Source organism: Chryseolinea sp. H1M3-3 (genome assembly GCF_029360725.1).
Lineage (GTDB): Bacteria > Bacteroidota > Bacteroidia > Cytophagales > Cyclobacteriaceae > Chryseolinea.
On record NZ_JARKMY010000002.1, the window covers coordinates 605,577 to 624,382 of the forward strand.

The 18,806-nt window shown below is 41.6% G+C and carries 11 protein-coding genes; 4 read left to right on the forward strand and 7 right to left on the reverse strand.

Features of this window, described 5'->3' with window-relative positions; genetic code table 11:
* Window positions 1–118: 118 nt before the first annotated feature.
* Window positions 119–1,219: a DNA polymerase IV gene (dinB, locus tag P2W71_RS10130; protein ID WP_276370429.1), complete on the forward strand. Its 1,101-nt coding sequence runs from the start codon at window positions 119–121 to the stop codon at window positions 1,217–1,219.
* Window positions 1,220–1,317: 98 nt separating this feature from the next.
* Here the strand turns inward: dinB and P2W71_RS10135 are convergent, their stop codons facing one another.
* From P2W71_RS10135 to P2W71_RS10165, 7 genes are all read right to left on the reverse strand, one after another.
* On the reverse strand, window positions 1,318–1,752 hold the full coding sequence (locus P2W71_RS10135) for a response regulator (protein WP_276370432.1): 435 nt from the start codon (window positions 1,750–1,752) through the stop codon (window positions 1,318–1,320).
* Entirely contained in the window at window positions 1,749–6,683 is a 4,935-nt protein-coding gene (locus tag P2W71_RS10140; protein ID WP_276370435.1) for an ATP-binding protein, read from the reverse strand. The genes P2W71_RS10135 and P2W71_RS10140 overlap by 4 nt, the downstream gene beginning before the upstream one ends.
* Window positions 6,684–6,762: 79 nt before the next feature.
* Window positions 6,763–7,338: a chemotaxis protein CheB gene (locus P2W71_RS10145; RefSeq protein WP_276370437.1), complete on the reverse strand. Its 576-nt coding sequence runs from the start codon at window positions 7,336–7,338 to the stop codon at window positions 6,763–6,765.
* Window positions 7,339–7,346: 8 nt separating this feature from the next.
* Window positions 7,347–8,177, reverse strand: coding sequence for a protein-glutamate O-methyltransferase CheR (locus tag P2W71_RS10150; RefSeq protein WP_276370440.1), 831 nt, complete (start codon window positions 8,175–8,177; stop codon window positions 7,347–7,349).
* Between the two features lies 1 nt (window position 8,178).
* Window positions 8,179–8,556: a response regulator gene (locus P2W71_RS10155; protein WP_276370443.1), complete on the reverse strand. Its 378-nt coding sequence runs from the start codon at window positions 8,554–8,556 to the stop codon at window positions 8,179–8,181.
* The gene (locus P2W71_RS10160; protein ID WP_276370446.1) at window positions 8,553–12,152 is read right to left on the reverse strand and encodes a response regulator; all 3,600 of its coding nucleotides are present in this window, start codon (window positions 12,150–12,152) and stop codon (window positions 8,553–8,555) included. Before P2W71_RS10160 ends, P2W71_RS10155 begins: the two co-directional genes overlap by 4 nt.
* A 20-nt stretch (window positions 12,153–12,172) precedes the next feature.
* Complete coding sequence (locus P2W71_RS10165; RefSeq protein ID WP_276370448.1) at window positions 12,173–13,384, reverse strand: response regulator; 1,212 nt, start codon at window positions 13,382–13,384, stop codon at window positions 12,173–12,175.
* Between the two features lie 273 nt (window positions 13,385–13,657).
* Here P2W71_RS10165 and P2W71_RS10170 point away from each other — a divergent pair, with 273 nt between their 5' ends.
* The 3 genes from P2W71_RS10170 to P2W71_RS10180 all read left to right on the forward strand — a co-directional run bounded on the left by P2W71_RS10170 (window position 13,658) and on the right by P2W71_RS10180 (window position 18,532).
* Window positions 13,658–14,191 carry an AraC family transcriptional regulator gene (locus P2W71_RS10170; RefSeq protein WP_276370450.1) on the forward strand — a complete coding sequence of 178 codons (534 nt, stop codon included), beginning with the start codon at window positions 13,658–13,660 and terminating at the stop codon, window positions 14,189–14,191.
* A gap of 364 nt (window positions 14,192–14,555) precedes the next feature.
* Entirely contained in the window at window positions 14,556–16,037 is a 1,482-nt protein-coding gene (locus P2W71_RS10175) for a hypothetical protein (protein WP_276370453.1), read from the forward strand.
* A gap of 242 nt (window positions 16,038–16,279) precedes the next feature.
* Window positions 16,280–18,532 (forward strand): heavy metal translocating P-type ATPase, encoded by a 2,253-nt coding sequence (locus tag P2W71_RS10180; RefSeq protein ID WP_276370455.1) that lies wholly within the window; start codon window positions 16,280–16,282, stop codon window positions 18,530–18,532.
* Window positions 18,533–18,806: the final 274 nt, after the last annotated feature.

An 18,806-nucleotide genomic window follows, 5' to 3' on the forward strand; every position in this document is an offset into this window, starting at 1 on the left:
TTTAACATGAAGTTATACATTTTTATTATCCTCTTGACATCCGCTTGTCACTTCCCGTGATGTAGCTTGACGTGTCAGTAGAATATCCGAACGCCGTATATTTACAGAGCACGCCCCTATGGAAAAGGAAAACAATAAAAAGCGAAAGATCATCCACATCGACATGGATGCATTTTATGCTTCTATTGAACAGCGTGACAATCCACTTTACCGTGGAAAACCCATTGCGGTGGGGGGCTCGCCCCAGGGGAGGGGAGGTGTTGTGGCGACAGCCAGTTACGAAGCGAGAAAATTCGGAGTGCGTTCTGCGATGTCGTCTAAAATGGCTGTCCAACTTTGCCCACACTTAATTTTTGTGCGGCCACGCTTCGATGTATATAAGGAAGTGTCTCAGCGCATTCGAAATATATTTCTGCGATACACCGACATTATAGAGCCCCTTTCACTCGATGAAGCATTTCTTGATGTTAGCGAAGACAAACAACAGATCGGATCAGCATTGGAAATTGCCAAACAAATTAAACTAGCCATAAAAGAAGAATTGCAATTAACCGCATCCGCTGGTGTTTCCATTAATAAGTTTGTGGCAAAGATCGCTTCAGATATGAATAAGCCAGATGGTATGACTTTCATTGGCCCTTCAAAGATCGAACGATTCATGGAGTCATTACCCGTAGAGAAATTTTTTGGTGTCGGAAAAGTTACAGCCGAAAAAATGAAAAAGATGGGCCTTCATACCGGTTTAGATTTAAAGAAGTTGACAGAAGGACAATTGGTAAAACATTTCGGCAAAGCTGGTAAGTTTTACTATCAGATTGTAAGGGGTATTGACAACCGTGAAGTACAGCCATACCGTGAAACTAAGTCGGTAGGTGCAGAGGATACATTCCCCTATGACCTTAAAGAACTGGAGGACATGCACGAGGAGTTGGACAAAATTGCAAAAGTAGTGCATGATCGTTTACAACGTCATGGATTGCGCGGACGGACCATAACATTAAAAATAAAGTATCATGACTTCAAACGTGTAACGCGCAGTCTTTCTTTTGTAGACCCCGTTGATGATTTTAAAACCATTAGCGAATTTTCAAAAAAGCTTTTGAATGCGACTGATCTCGATGGGAAAAAAATTCGGTTACTGGGTATTTCGATTTCCAATTTCCATGACATAAAAGTGAAAAAGGCAGAGGCATCCGATCAGTTGTCGCTGGAGTTGTAGAAGGAAACGTCGGAATTTATGTTAGAATAAAGTAGCGTTTAACTAAAGATTATCTTTAATCATCAACGCGTTTCGGCGAGGGTACCTCGGGCCGCTAGCTATACGACCACCATTTCTTTGAGAATCTTCCTCAGGTCACCATGAATATTGTCGCTGATAGTTTCCAGAATTCTTTTCAACACTTTAAAGTCCGTTGGTTTAGTAATAAATCCCACGGCGCCTAACTCTATGGCTATTTCTTTTTCACGGGGATTGGATGACGTGGAATACATGATCACCGGAATTTCTTTTAAGGTAGTATCATTTTTTAATTTAGCCAGGCATTGCCAGCCGCTCATTGCCGGCATATTCAAGTCTAGAAAAATCAGGTCTGGTTTTCCTTCGTTTTGTTTAGATAAAAAATGAAAAACCTCATGGCCATTTTCTACATGGTGAAATTTAATAGCTGGATCAACGACAACTAAGGCCTCACTAAACAATTCAGCATCGTCACGATCGTCGTCAGCTAAAAGGAAAAAGCTATTTCCGTTCATTTGATTATGGGAAGTAAAACAGTAAACTCAGCCCCGACATTTTTTGTTCCTTTTGCAGATATGAGACCGCTGTGTCGGTGAACAATTTTTTTACAAAGGGCAAGTCCTAAGCCTGTACCGTCGTATTTGTCTTTGGAATTTAACCGAGTGAATGTAGTAAATATTCTTTCAGCATCTTCTTCGTCAAAGCCTATTCCATTATCACTAAGAATAATTTTGACAAATGGATTTCCGTCGATGGTTTCTGTGAATGCCTTAATTTTAATAACAGGAGGTTCTTCTTTTTTCGAAAACTTTAGCGAATTATTAACAAGGTTATAAAAGAGCTGATATAAAAGCACGGGTGCGCCTTCTATGGTTGGCAGACGATCTGAAATAATGGTTGCATTCTTTTCAAGCGTAAGAACCTCAAGGTCATTTTGAATGTGATGTAGCACCTCGTTGAGATTAACTTGTTGTGTAGGTTGACTAAGCGCCGCCATAGTAGAATAGGAGAGAACACCATCGATCATAGAATACATCCTGTCTGTAGCACTTAAAATCTTTGTTAAAAAGTTGTTTCCTTTTTCTGGCAATAGTTCTTTGTAATCGTCGTATAGACGATTGCTATAAGTTTTTATTTTCCGAATGGGTTCTTTTAAATCGTGGCTGGCCACATGCGCAAATTGCTGGAGGTCTTCATTTGAAAGCTTCAGTGATTCGTTCAATTCTTTTAGCGCACGTGTTCGTTCCTGAACCTGGCGCTCCAACCAATTTGATTGTTCTTTCAAATCCTGAATGTCTGAGGCCGATCCAACCCACATTACAATGTTTCCATCCGCATCGGTTAGCGGTTTGGAGTCAGCCAAAAACCATCGATAATTTCCTTCCTTGGTTTTGATTCGGAATTCCTCTTGCCAGCCTTGACCTCGTTGAAGTGCTTTTTGCCTTTTGGTCAAAAGTTTTTCCTGGTCGTCAGCGTGAATCGAGTTGTGCCATAAGGCGTGTGAATTCTCCGCTTTTTGTCCTGTATATTTTTCGAACTGCGTACTGATGTAATTGGTTTTCCCGTATTTATCATTCGTCCATACGATTTGAGGAATGCTGTTCGCAAGTAATTTAAATCGGGCTTCACTTGCTTTGAGTTCTTCTTCCGCTTCTTTCCGTTCAGTGATGTCAAGGGCAGTACCAATAAATCGATAAGGTTTGCTATCAGCATCAAAAAAAACTTGTCCGTTGGCACGCAACAACCGCTTCTTTTTGTCATTGATATTGATCAAAGAATACTCCACATCATATTTACCGTTCGACTCAGGTTTAAACGCATACTCGATTGCATCTATTACTCTTTGCCTGTCCTCTTGGACGATGGCATTTATTGGATCTATCAATTTAATTTTAGCGTCTTTAGGAAACCCAAATAATTCCAAAGTCTTATCCGAGCAGTGCATTGCGTCGTTGACAATATCATATTCCCAGGTTCCAAGTTCTAATATTTCCGTTGCTATCCGAAGGCGTTCCTCATTTTCCACCAATTGTTTTTTTGCTTGAACCTGCTCGGTAACATCGGTCGCCAAAACCAGAACGCCCTCGATTATCCCATTTACATTACGGAAAGGAACATAAATGAAATTAAAAAACCTGTGATCAGCAGTTCCATCTTTTCTGATAAAAAATGCCGGTGCTTCGTATCCATACCGGGTTACGCCATTATGATAGACATCCTGCATCAACGCCAGAAAAGGTTGCTTGAGCATTTCAGGTACGATGTCAACGAGTCTTTTCCCAATAACCTCCTTTCCAACCTGCCACACGCCAAGCGCCGCATCGTTACCAACTTCCAAAACCATGTCTTCGCCTTTGAAAATGCAAAGTGGCGAAGGAGTTTGTTCGATGATCGTCCGGAATTTGAGTTCCGCTTCGGCAACTTTATTTCTAATCTTAACTTGCTCGGTTACATCTGTTCCCACCGCTACAATTCCTTCAATCTCATTTTTCGCATTTCGGAAAGGCTCATACAACAAATTGACAACGATTTGCTCTTTCCTTTCACCACGCATGAATGTTACAGCGACTTCATTTGCCGTGTAAGAATTCCCGGTCTTAAATACCTCGGTCAATATATCCTGAAAGCCTTGTGCGATAATTTCAGGAAAGATATTTAAGACAGGCTGGCCAATTACTTCTTCCAATGTTTTCCCCCACATTTCTAACACCCGCGTATTCGCTACCTCTACTATGAAAGTGGGGCCCATTAATAACGCCATGGCTACCGGTGCTTGCTGGGCTATGGAACGGAATTTTAATTCATTGGCTTCGGCCATCAATCGCAACTGCGCGGCTTCCGTTACCTCAATTGTAAATTGCAGTACGCCTTGTGTTTTCCCCTCCAAATCCTTCCACGGTAAATAGGTGCTATCAAAATAGTGTTCATTGGCTTTGCCGTTCTTGTCCGTAATTACCGCTTTTGAATTGCGGGCGTTGATCGTAATGCCTTCATGATATACTTTGTCAAGCATTTCAAAGAAGCCCTGTCCTTCTACTTCGGGAAAGGCTTCCCGTATTTTCATTCCTGTTACATCCCGCCCTGTAAAACTGATGCCCAGTGGATGAAAAAATTCTACCACATGATCAGGACCTTTAAATACATGAATGTGTGCTGGCGATTGAAGAAATAGATTAAAAAATTCTTTTTCAGCGTGTCGCCTTGCCGTTGATATAGAGATATGATTATTTACTCGGGCAATTAATTCCTTGGATGAAAAGGGTTTGATAAGATAATCATCCGCACCCGCTTGAATACCCTCTACCTTTGATTCTTCACCTGCCCTGGCTGATAAAAATATGAAAGGTATGTTTCTGGTCGTTAAATTGTCTTTAAGTCTTTTTAGCAATCCAAAGCCGTCCAGTTTTGGCATCATAATATCGGACAGTATCAAATCGGGTGTATGTTTTAAGGCCTTGGCTAACCCGTCTTCGCCATCTGCTGCCAATATAACATGATATTGCTTTTGTAAAAGGCGTTCAACATAGGTACGCATGTCAGCATTGTCGTCCGCGAGCAGTATGGTATATTTTCGGATTGTCCCATTTGTTGAAGAAGACGGTAAAACATCGGATGACTCGCCGTGCGTCGTGTCCTTGGAAGGAATCCATTGAAGTGCTTCCTCAACGTAGGTAGACAACTGCGTGGAGGTCTTTCCTAAAGAAGTTTTCAATTCGCCATTGGATCCCACCTTTTGCTGTTGAGGTATGCAAACAGTAAATTCTGACCCTTCCCCTATTTTGCTCTTTACCTCAATGGTACCATTATGAAGTTTCACCAGTTCTTTCACCATAGCGAGTCCTATGCCAGTGCCTTCCTGCGTTCTTCCCTTCACGTTTTGCACGCGGTGAAAGCGGTCGAAGATTTTATCCATTTCGGTCTCGGGAATTCCCACGCCTGTATCTTTGACGGATACCCGTACCGTGTCATCGATTTTTTTTATAGTCAGGTCAATGGTGCCTGCTTCACTATATTTGAATGCATTGGAAAGGAGATTGAGAATAATCTTTTCCCACATATTTACATCAACAAATACAGGTTCATGAATTTCGTCGACGAGAATATTTAATTTCATTCCAGCTTTCTCGATGGCTGACCTGAAGTTGCTTGCAAGGTCGGTTGTAAGGGCAACAATATCGACGGGAGAAAAATTAGATTCCATGCGACCAGCCTCAATCTTGGAAAAATCCAGCAACAGATTCACCATTTTTTGCATACGCAAAGCATTTCTGAATGCTACTTCCACCTTTTCTTTTTTAACTCCTTGTATTTCCCGATCGTTCAAAAGGTCTTCAAGGGGTCCGAGAAAAAGTGTGAGCGGGGTTCGAAATTCATGGCTGATATTAGAGAAGAAAATGGTTTTGGCACGATCTATCTCTGCTAACGCTTCCAGCCGCTTGCGCTCCTCCTCCATCGCATGGACATTTGCAAGACTTGTGACGATCTGATCACCCACTAACTCAAAAAAGCTGCAGTACTTCTCATCCAAAATCCGGAATGGATTTGCGCCAATCACCAGCAGGCCATACGCTTCTTTTTGGCCGCGTTGTGCTATGGGAAGAATGATAGCTTTATTGGGTGGTATTTTCCATGCACCCGCCGGCATCACACCAAATTTCTCTTGGAGGTTATCCACCAGCAAAAATTTTCGTTGTCCGAGCGCTTCGACACATAATTGGGAAATATCATCTTGAGCAAGAAGGTCAATGTGCGCTGGCACTTGGCTTGCCGAATCTCCTAATTCAGTGGCTTGGGCAAGCGAAAGCTTATTTCCAGAAAGCTGGTAAAAAAGCGCAAATGGAAAGTCATATGGATTTTGCTGAATCGTTTTGATCGATTGTTCAAAAACTTCTCGATTACTTTTTGAATCCGTTAGTGATTTGCCAAGTTGGGTTAACGTTTGTAATTGACGCTCGGTAATAATTCTATGGGTATCATCTGTATTCGCGCAAATCATTCCTTCAGTATTACCATCATCGCCGGCAATGGGCGTATAGGAGAAGGTATAATATGTTTCTTCCGGATAGCCATTACGTTCCATGATTAACAACTGGGCTTCCACATAGGTACCCTCATTTTCTTCCATCACCTTTTTAAGCATAGGACTAATATCTTCCCAGATATCCCTCCATACTTCAGATGCTGGGCTTCCCAGTGCCCCCGGGTGTTTTCCTCCTACAATCGTTTTATAGGGGTCGTTGTATAACTTGATTAGCTCCTTACCCCAGCCTATCCAAATTGGCTGCCGGGAGGTTAACATGATTTGAATACAAGTTTTCAGGCTGCGCGGCCATAAATCAACGGGGCCAAGGGACGTCAAACCCCAGTCATAGGAGCGGATTCGTTCACCCATTTCACCTCCACCCGATAAAAAATTTACGGTGGTTATTGTTGAAGTTTTGTCCACTTAAAAATAAGTTTAATGGGCAGGTCTTACGATAGAAGTTTGTATGTAGTTAACACGGGTTTGGTTAAAAAGTTAAGCACTATCGGTTTAGAATATTTTTGAGAACTTCAAAATTTTGGTCGGTTAATAAAAAATCGATGGCTACATTATTAACTGCTTCTTTCGGCATGTATGGAATCTCGGCACACGCGGGGTCCTGAACAATAATGAATGCACCACGGCTTCTGGCGATCTTGAGGCCCTCCACACCATCAGCATTTGCACCAGACAAAAGTATGCAGGTCAATTTGTTCCCATAAATCTGTGCTGCACTTTCAAAGGTGACATCGATGCTGGGTCTGCTGAAATTGACCTTTTCCGAATCGTCCAGGGTAATAACCTGTTCTCGTTCGATCAGAACGTGGTAATCTGGGGGAGCCAGGTATATGGTTCCTGGTACAAGTTCATCTTTATCATCAGCTTCCTTGACATTAAATGCCGTTCGAGTTGAAAGCATTTCTGCCAGTGTTGTTTCTTCAGAGGCCTTCCTGTGAAAAATGATAATGACGGAAAGATTCCAATCTTTTTCAAGTAATGGAATAATTTTTAACACAACAGCAAGGCTTCCGGCAGACCCGCCTATCACCAACAAAGCTGTATTATTTTTGTGCGCCATACCGACCGTTAGCTAATCTTTCTCCAGATTTTTTCCCGATTTTCATGCTGTGTAAAATGTTTGTTGATATCTGTGAACTTCAACGATTCTTTCGAGCCCAGTGCCAGGTAGCCCAACATTTCCAGGCTATCATAGAAAAGATGAAGGACACGATCCTGCAGGGGTTTATCAAAATAGATCATAACATTTCTGCACATAATGAGTTGGAATTCGTTGAAGGAGCTATCCGAAACCAGGTTATGTGTTGCCAAAACAATTTTTTTACCCAGTGAGCTATCAAATTTTGCAGCATTGTATTTAGCCGTGTAGTAGGACGAAAAATCTTTTCGGCCACCAGACAAAATATAATTTTCCGAGTATTGTTTCATTTGGCTAAGCGGAAAAATTCCGCCCCTGACCTTCTCCAATACGGCTGGATTAATGTCAGTAGCATATAACAATGACTTGTGTAACAAGTTTGCTTCTTGGAGTAAAATCGCCATCGAATATACTTCCTCGCCGGTAGAACATCCGGCATGCCATATCCTGATCATCGGCCAGGTCGCCAACACCGGGATAATGTCATTTCGAAGTGTTTTGTAAAAAGAAATATCCCGGAACATTTCCGTAACGTTGACCGTCACTTTTTCAATGAACCTGTTAAAATAATCTCTTTCATGTCGAAGCTTGAAGCGGAATTCAGCAAAGCTGGGGAACCTGTCATTAGAAATTAACATAGTGATGCGCCTCTTCAATGAAGCCTTGGAGTAGTTTGTAAAATCATATCCATACAACTCCAGGAGATCATTTAAAATGATGTCAAGCTCTGTATCGGTCAATTGAATGTCGTGCGATACCATATTATTTCAAGTATCGTTGTAAGAGGAGCAGCAACTGATCAACATCTACAGGTTTTGGTAGGTACGCGTCCGCGCCGGCCGCAAGACATTTTTCTTTATCGCCATGCATGGCCTGCGCGGTAACGGCAATAATGGGAATGGTGCTTTTCAGATCCTGCCGGATAAAATGAATTGCTTCATAACCATCCATCTCAGGCATCATCATATCCAATAGTACTACGCCAACATTATTTTGCCGTGAAAGTTCTTTGAAGCCGTCCTCTGCGGTAGTCGCCGTCAGGCAATTGAAACCTTTGGATTTTAAAACTGCCTTGAGTGCAAAAATATTTCTGTTGTCATCATCGATCAGCAGAATATCTTTTGAGGAAGTGGTAGTCATGCGCGTTCTTTTCTTCCTTTTTCATAAAGCCAAACCCGGAGCAGGGAGAACAATTGGTCAAGGTCTACTGGCTTGGTGATATAATCAGATGCGCCGGCATTTATGCATTTCGCCCGGTCGCCCATCATAGCTTTCGCCGTGACGGCAATGATCGGCAAGTTATGATAGGCCGGATCTTTGCGAATAGCCATCGTTGATTCGTACCCGTCCATTTCCGGCATCATCATATCCATTAAAACAATGTCCACATTTGGATTAGCTTTTAATTTTTCGATAGCATCTTTTCCATCTACGGCAGCAATCACATTCATTTTGAATTTTTCTAAAGCCTTGGTGAGGGAAAAAATATTGCGCATATCATCATCGGCTATTAGAATAGTTTTGTTTTTCAGCACTTCATCCAACGCACCAAGCTTTTGATATTTTAATGCCGAATCTTTTTCAACTTTTTCCATCAGATGAAGGAACAGTGAAACTTCATCAAGAATGCGCTTGTAAGATTGGGCCGTTTTAACAACGATCGAATCGGCGTATTGTTTAATCTTAAGCTCCTCTGTCTGCGACAAACTTTTTCCGGTGAATATAATGATTGGTAAGTTTTCTAATCCTGGAGTTTTCTTCACTGCTTCAAGAATTGTGTACGAATGCTGATCGGGTATTTCCATATCAAGAATAACACAATCCGATTTGTTTCCTTTCAGCGATTCAATTGCATCATCAACACGGCTCTTGATATCTAAATTTACATCAAAGGATTCAAGAAAATAAGCAAGCGCCTTGGCATGTTTGGCGTTTTCTTCAACAATTAACACTTTCTTAGGATGATGCGTGAGCACGTATTCTATCTTCTTAAAAATCTCCGACATCTGGTCGAATGCCATTGGTTTGCTGATGAAATCAACTGCGCCTTTCACAAGACTTTCTTTCTTAACCTCATGCGACGACATGATATGGACCGGGATATGACGCGTTTCTTGATTTTGTTTTAATTCTTCCATCACTTCCCATCCACTCTTTACCGGTAATTGAATGTCAAGAAGAATTCCAAGCGGCAAAAATTGTTGTGCCAGCATTATACCTTCATCACCGCGCACACTTACGATTGCTTTATAGCCTTGTTTGTGCGTGTACTCTATCAGTGATTTTGCAAAATTCACATCATCTTCAATGATTAAAATAACCTTATCGTTTTTCTCAATTTGATCGCGGTCATCAGGGATATTTTCCGGTATATGCGTACTGATATACTTTTTCTCTATGATTGGCGAGCGTGTCGGCTGCTCATTGTGAGTATCAGTCAGTACATTTGAACTCTCGTGTGCTACGCTGGTGGGAGCAAGTGGTATCGCAACGGTAAATTCACTACCGTCACCTACATCACTTCTGAGTGTGATGCTGCCGCCTAACAGTTTCACCAGTTCGCGACTTATTGAAAGTCCTAAACCGGTACCTCCGAATTTTCTTCGCGTTGAACCGTCCGCCTGTTGGAAAGCTTCAAAAACTAAAGCATGTTTCTCTTTAGGGATACCAATACCTGTATCTTTTACGATGAATTTTAGCAGGGCATTATTTTTTTGATGGGGTTCAATCGTCATGCTAACGTATCCCTTGCTGGTAAATTTAATCGCATTGGAAATGAGGTTCCGGAGAATTTGTTCCAACCTTAGTTTGTCTGTGTCGATGGTTTCAGGTACTCCAGTCTCAATCGTCGTTCGAAACTCAATACGCTTTTCGTCAGCAAGTGGCTTAAATAAAGCTTGCATATCGCGTACAATATCGGCTATGCTAACGGATTGATATTCCAGCTTCATCTTACCTGCCTCTATTTTTGATAGGTCGAGGATTTCATCAATCAATGAAAGAAGCCCGTTACCGGAACTTTGAATTACTTTCATATATTCAACCTGTTCCGCGCTCAAATTCTTCTCCTGATTTTCAGACATCAAACGTGAAAGCAGCAGTATTGAATTTAAGGGTGTTCTCAACTCGTGAGACATATTTGCCAGAAACTCTGATTTGTATTTTGTGCTCTGTGCAAGTTGATCGGCTTTTGATTGGATTTCAGCGACACTCTCCGAAATAACCTGGTTTTTTTCCTCGAGGAGCCGGCTACGTTCCTCTAACTCCTGGTTGGCCTGTTTCAATTCCTCTTGCTGTACCTTTAATTCTTCTTCGGAAGCCTGCAGTTTCTCTGATTGAATTTCCAACTCACCGTTTAAATTTTCAAGTTCAGTATGCTGGGTTCTCAGTTCTTCTGACTGCGCTTGGGTTTCTTCCAGCAACTCCTGAAGCTTACGCCTGTTTTGCGCGGTACTGATCGCTATACCAACGTTCGGGGTAGCGGCTGTAAGGAATTCAACTTCACGTTGGGTGAACGAGGCAACACTCGCCAGTTCAACAGCACCCTTAATGGTATACCCATCCATTACCGGAATAGCGACAACATGATTGGGCTTCACTTCGCCCAATGCAAAACTGACGGTAATATTGTCAGCGGGTAAATTTTTTAGTTCTACAAGTTTTCTTGTGATTACCGATTGACCTAATAATCCCTCCCCAGGTTTTATGACTTTTCTGGCGGGTCCGGGTAAATAGGAGAAACCGGCCACAGCATGTAACTCGCCACCTTCCAAGAGATAGAACGCCCCTGCATTACTATTGGTATATGTAGCAATGGTTTCGATTATTTCTCGGCTTAGGACTTCAATTTCCTTTTCGCCGATCATGGTATCGTTTAGTCGTGCAAGGCCGGTCTGCAGCCAATCTTTATCAGACAATAAGCCAAATGAATAATGAAGGGACTCAGCCATCTTATTGAGTGAGAGGGCAACGCTTCCTAACGCGTCGCTTTGCCTATCATCTATGCGGATATTGTAATTTCCTTGCGCAATCTTATCGGCAATGCTTCGAATAATACTAATGCGATTGGAGATCTCCTTGTCTTTATCCTCAAGTGCCTTTTGTAATTCAAGACGTTCTTCGAAATCTTTTCTCACCCGTGCATAAAAGAGAACGGTGATGAACAGCGCAATCATGGCAGCGGCAATAATTAACGGAGGTGTAAATGAGGCAAAACGATTCATCGTTTCTGACCGTGTAATGAGATATTCTTTTTCACGCTCTTCCATTATCCTGACCGTTTCGCGTACACTAGTCATGATATTTTGCCCGGTTTGAAGATTTGCAGCTAGAATTGGCTCTCCTTTCTTTTTCGCATTAATGCTGATGTCCAGATAATGAAATCGATCTTCAATTAATTTGCTCAGTTTTGCCAGGTCATCTTGCTGAAGTTGGTTATCAGCGGTGAGCGATTTAACCCTGGCGTGCGCATTAAAAGCTCTTTCCCGAGCGCTGTGGTAAGGAGCCAAAAATTCTTCTTCTCCAGTTAATAAATATCCACGTTGCCCCGTTTCCGCATTCAGCAGGGCAACATGAATGGCATTCATTTCGACGATAACCTGATTTGTATTATTTACCAGGCCAGCGCTTTCCAGCAGGTTGCGTATGCTTACAAAAGACGCCACCGAAGTGACGATCAGTATTAACAATGATGCACTAAACCCTAATACCAAATTCCTTTTAAAATCTTTGTCCATTAAAAAAAACAGTTAGTCTGCTAGGAGGATATTTTACGATGCTCTATTGGCAAGACGATAATAAATGTGGCCCCATGATCTTCTTCTCCGGTAGCACAAATAAGGCCTTCATGACGTTCAATAATTTTTTTTACGATAGCTAATCCGATTCCGCTGCCTTCATACATATCATCATGGTTTAATCGTTGAAAGATTTCGAAAATGCGGTTATTGTATTCGTTGTTAAATCCTATTCCATTGTCGCTTAATGTTATTCGGCAGTACTGGCCACTAACACTCGCAGGGGAGTCGAACTCCTTTTTCGAAATTATTTCACCTTTAATGATGATATGACAAGGAATGGATTCCCGGCTAAACTTCAGTGAGTTACTGATCAGGTTCAAAAATACCTGCCGCATTTGTGATGGAATAACTTCAATTTCCGGTAACGGATCTACATGTATACTCGCTTTGTATTCAAGATCCGAAAGTGTGTCTTCAATGAGTGCATTGAGATCTATTTTTTTGAACAGTCCGTCAGCATTTATTTTGGAATAATTAAGGAGATCTGAGATAAGCTCACGTAGCCGATTGGCTGAAGATGAAATCTTCCGAAGGTACAATTCAACTTTCGGTTTCTCGTCAAGATATCGTTCCAGAGCAACATTACTAAAGGTTTGAATTTTCCGAAGGGGCTCTTGTAAATCGTGAGAAGCAATAAATACAAATTGTTCCAACTCCTTATTGCTTTGCTCTAGTTGTTGATTAGATCGTTTTAACTCGATGGTTCTTTCCTCAACTTTTTTCTCGAGCAGAAGTTCTGCCTGCTTTTTTAACGCGAGCTCTTCCCGAAGACTTTTTTCAAGTTCATTTAGCTTGCGGGTTTGTTCTGAGAGCCTGTAAAATGTTTTGATCTTTAACAAGAGAATATCAGGGTCAAAAGGCTTCGTTACATAATCAATTCCGCCCGAGCCATATCCTTTGGCGATGTATCGCTTGTGAGTATTAATTGCGGACAAGAATATGATCGGAATGTCTTTTGATTTGCTGTAACCCGAGATGGCTTCTGCTACTTCAAAGCCATCCATTTCAGGCATCTGTACATCAAGTATGACCAGCGAGTAAGTCTTTTGCAGAATTTTCTTTAAAGCCTCTTCTCCCGAAGAAGCTGCATCAACCTCAAATTTGTGGAGGGTGAGCAATGACTTAAGTGAAAATATATTTTCCTGATTATCGTCAACAATTAGAATCATAGTGCCTAGGTGCGGCAAAATCGAAAAAAATCAGCATTTACGCTATATAAATAGCATTCTCGTGCATTATTTAGTTTTACATCAATAAGAAGAGCTTGGACGGAGTTGAGAGTTACGTTTCCGAACTCTCTTCATTCACAAATGGTTCTTTTTATTGAGGTGAAAATTGTATAATAGTTTCATCAAATTATATAATAACGATGCATCACAAATGATCATCTTTGCGCTATGATGACACTCTACATAAAAAATATGGTGTGCAACCGGTGTATAATGGCTGTAAAGCAGGCGCTGGAAAATCAAGGGCTACATCCTGAAAAAGTTACATTGGGGGAAGTTACCTTGGAGGAAGAGCACTTGTCTGGGGCTCAGCTGGAAAAACTGGATGCGACGCTTACTGGCTTAGGATTCGAAAGAATAGATGACCGTAAAGCCAGATTGATAGAGTCGATAAAAAATAAAGTTATTAAAATGATTCACCATGCGGATAAAGTCGATCTGAGGTTTAACTGGTCCAGCGTATTGTCAGAAGAATTGCACTATGAATACAATTACCTGAGTAATTTATTTTCAAGCGTTGAAGGTATTACGCTGGAGCAGTATATTATTCGGCAAAAAATAGAAAAAGCAAAAGAACTTCTTTTTTATGACGAGTTAAACCTAAGTCAGATAGCCAGCCGACTGGGTTATAGCAGTGTAGCTCATCTGTCCGCGCAGTTCAAGAAAGTTACTGGCTTAACGCCGTCTGAGATGAAAAGGTCCCGGGACCTGGACCACAATCGCAAGCCTCTCGATTCAGTGGCATAATGAATATCGCGTATCCGTAAATACCCTTACAACCTGTTTCAATCTTTCCCGTTAATGGTCATAAAAATATTTAGAACATTGCTTTTTGCAATAATTGGTGTCCGTTTAGGATAACTATCTGAGATATTTTCTATCACTAAACCTTCCCGGAATTTTTAACTCCGGAGATGCCCTCTTTGGAAATTCTGTTAGCCTTGTCAATATGAAAACAAAAGTTGGTCAAGTATAAAACCACCTTTTGTTTTTTGCGTGGAAATACAAAAAAAAATATAGTAATAAGTATTAAAGAAAAACCGCCAACAATTTATTCTTAAAACTAATCCGGACGAACGAAGTCAATTACAACTCCAAGTATCTATCACTCATGAAAAATTTATTATTAAGGCTTTTGCTAATCATTCCCTTCTCGGTTTCTATGGTAAGCTGTTCTGACGATGAACAGGAAAATCCCTCCAAAGTATTAGTCCAATTTGCCGATTCCGGATTAACCATTCCTGAAAACTCCAACGAAAGAAAAATTGTAATAGATTTTAACAGGCCGGCGAGCCAGGATGGTAAAATTCAAATTGCCGTCGACACAGAACACGCAAAGTATTTCAATACGGTACCAGCAGCTGTGAATGGCGTGGTATCGTTGTATGTAGAGAAAAATGATTCATCAGCATCCTTCACTTTAAAACCTGAAAATGATTTTGCTGTAAACGCAAGCAAACAGGTTGATTTTACCTTGAAAGAAGTTCTTGGAGATTTTTTGATAGGAAACCAGAGCAAATTGACCCTGACTATACAAGATGATGAATCAACATCGCCGTTAAGTGTTGTTAATTTTATCCCTGTGAACGTTACCATCAAAGAAACCAATGTAGATGGTTACACCCTTCAGTTACATGTGTCCGAGTCTGCTGGTGCGGACGGCCAGATATTTATCACATCACATTCAGAAAAAGCGATATATGGCCAACATTACATTACGGAACCGGCCTTAGAAAATGGGAGGTTATCCTTGGCTGCAATTCCGGGAGCTAGTGTAATTTCGTTCAAAGTAATTCCGGTGGACAACGGTACGGTTAATGGAGAATTTGAAATTGATTTCAATATTGCTCAAACAGAAGGAAATATTCAGAAGGGAACAAAAGTGAAAGAGATTTTTAAGATCAGTGATGATGAACTCGAAAACAAACCAAAGGGATACGAAATAGCTGCTGGTACCTGGGGTCTGAAAAGATCGATCGAGTACGATGCATTAGGAAGAATTCACAAAGTGCATGTTGAAAGTGCTACACCTGCAAAAAGCACACGAACTGAAACCTATTTTTATAATGCGGCAGGTGAGGTGGAGAAAATCAACAAATACCCTAACATCGATGAAGTTTTTACGTGGCAGAACAACCGTATTATAAAATCTGAAAATATAAATTATGGTGAATTGAAATCTTACACCGAATATGACTACGACGATTTTGGAAACGTTTCAGCAACAGCAACCTACTATAAGCAGCCTGATGGACAGTTTAAGCTGGGTACATTACTGGGATACCTTTACTTTACCGACGGCAATTTGTACAGAGCATTGACCTATGTCCCTGCTCCAGATGGAGACGAACCAATCCTGCTATCCACACGTACCTATGAAGGATACATCGATGCAGCTAATCCATTCCCGATGGTCGACATTCTACCTACCGTGAAGACGCAGACCAAGCTTCCATCAACCTATAGGGTAGAAGAAAATGGCGTCGACCTTCTCTATGAGTTATCCTATGAATTCAGAGCCGATGGACTCGTAGGCAAACGCACAGCGACTGGTAAACAAACCAGTGAAACGGCGGTATATTTGTATTACTGATACTTGCGGATGTTTCCGCAGATGAAAACCGAATAGGCAGTTCCAGATAATGATTGACCCCAGCGTCAGGAGAAGCAGAGAATGTAGTATTCTCAGTCTCCGGCGCTTTTTTTTCGTTTTTTTGAATTCTCAGAGCGCCATTGCTCCCCCATGAATCTTGTAAAGGAATGCCTGAATAGTGTAAAACTAAAAGGCTGCGGATAGTGTATAATTGTAGTACACAGAATCATAAATTTGAAACTATGACTACAGCCACGCTAACATCCGGTAAAATTAGAAAAAGTCATATTGTGCGGGAAAGCTTTCCAGTGCTGGAGATGACTTGTGCAGCTTGTGCAGTAAGCGTTGAGTCCATGTTAAAGGCAACGGCCGGGGTCAAGGACGCTGGCGTCAACTTTGCCAATCAAACCGCTTGGGTTGAATATGATAGCGCCATTGCCAAACCGGTTGATCTGCAAAATTCGGTACGATCTATCGGCTACGATTTGGTAGTCGATGTTGAAGATCCACAGGCCGTTCAGGAGGAATCTCAACGAAAGCATTACGAAGAAGTCAAACGCAGAACAATCTGGTCTTCTATTCTCGCCCTACCGGTAGTAATCATCGGGATGTTTTTTATGGATATGCCATATGGCAATTACATCTCCATGATACTTTCGGCGCCGGTGGTGTTTTATTTTGGCAGAAGCTTTTTTATCAACGCGTGGAAACAGGCTCGCCACCGCAAGGCAAATATGGATACGTTAGTAGCTTTGTCAACCGGTATCGCGTTTCTGTTCAGCACCTTTAATACATTCTTTCCTGACTTTTGGCATGCACGTGGTTTACATGCACACGTTTATTTTGAAGCGGCGGCAGTGGTAATTGCTTTTATCTCGCTTGGAAAGCTTTTGGAAGAAAAAGCGAAGTCCAATACATCTTCGGCCATTAAAAAACTGATGGGATTGCAACCCAAAACCGTAAGGATAATGGTGGAAGGTACGGAACAGGAAGTACCAATTTCAGCAGTAAAAGTAGAGCACACGATTATGGTGCGGCCCGGTGAGAAAATCCCTGTTGACGGTACCGTTGTGAGTGGCTCATCGTATGTTGATGAGAGTATGATCTCCGGCGAACCAATACCTGTGGAAAAGACAGCGGGGGAAAAAGTATTTGCGGGGACGATCAACCAAAAAGGGAGCTTTCAATTTGAAGCTGAAAAAGTAGGTGGAGATACGATACTGGCGCAGATCATCAAGATGGTGCAGCAAGCGCAAGGAAGTAAAGCTCCCGTTCAGAAACTTGTGGATAAAATAGCTGGAATATTTGTCCCGGTCGTCATGGGAATTGCCGTCCTTACTTTTATTACATGGATGATTTTCGGTGGTGACAATGCTTTTACGCATGCACTATTAACTTCGGTAACGGTACTGGTCATTGCATGTCCTTGTGCGCTTGGCTTAGCAACGCCAACGGCCATTATGGTTGGCGTTGGAAAAGGAGCTGAAAATAATATTTTGATCAAGGATGCCGAAAGTTTAGAACTGGCGCATAAGGTGACGGCCGTTATTCTCGATAAAACCGGCACAATCACCGAAGGTAAACCTGTCGTTACCGATTTCGTATGGCAAGGTCAAGGCGACGTCAAACTTTATAAAGACATTTTATATACACTGGAAGCACAATCGGAACATCCGCTGGCAGAAGCGGTAGTATCACGATTAAAAGAAGAAGGTATAAAAGGAGTTGCGCTCGAATCGTTCGAGAGCCTGACTGCTCGTGGGGTGAAAGGCTATGTTAATGGAATGAATTATTTCATCGGCAATAAAAAACTGTTGGATGAAAATTCCATTCTGTTAACCCCCGATCTTACAACGGTGGCATCACGATTACAAGACGAAGCGAAAACAGTTGTTTACTTTACGAACAGTGAAACGGTATTGGCAATCATAGCCATCGCCGATAAAATTAAAACTACTTCAAAGGCAGCAATTAAATCTTTGCAAGACAAAGGTATTGACGTTTACATGCTCACGGGTGATAATGAACAAACGGCACGAGCAGTAGCGGAACAGTTGGAACTGAAACATTATAAGGCTGAAGTACTTCCCTCTGATAAAGCTGATTTTGTTAAACAACTCCAAAATGCCGGAAAAATCGTAGCGATGGTTGGTGATGGCATAAACGATTCGCATGCGTTAGCCCAGGCTGATGTTAGCATTGCCATGGGGAAAGGGTCAGATATTGCGATGGATGTTGCAAAAATGACGTTAATCACTTCCGACCTTCAATCGATACCTAAGGCACTTAATCTTTCGACAAAAACAGTCAGGGGTATTCGGCAGAATTTATTCTGGGCCTTCATTTACAATGTAATCGGAATACCCATAGCAGCAGGCATCTTATATCCCGTGAATGGATTTCTACTTGATCCAATGATTGCCGGTGCTGCCATGGCGTTGAGTTCGGTGAGTGTGGTAGGAAATAGTCTGCGATTACGGGTGGCAAAAATATAATTAACCTTTTCTGGTTGAAAGTAACGTGTCGATTGAAAGAGCCTCGAACTGGTAATGTTATAATCAAACCTTGTTAAAGTATAACATGTACACCCGCCGTAACGGCTACCTTTGTTTTCATTAAAAATCAGCTATGAAAAACAGGAACCGGATATTATTATTAGCTGTTGGCGTTATGATTGCCTCCATATGCCTGACAATTGTTCTGTAAACAAAATACTAAATCATGTAAATGTTACGAGGGATTTTGTAAAGCTTTTACGGGTAGTAATGC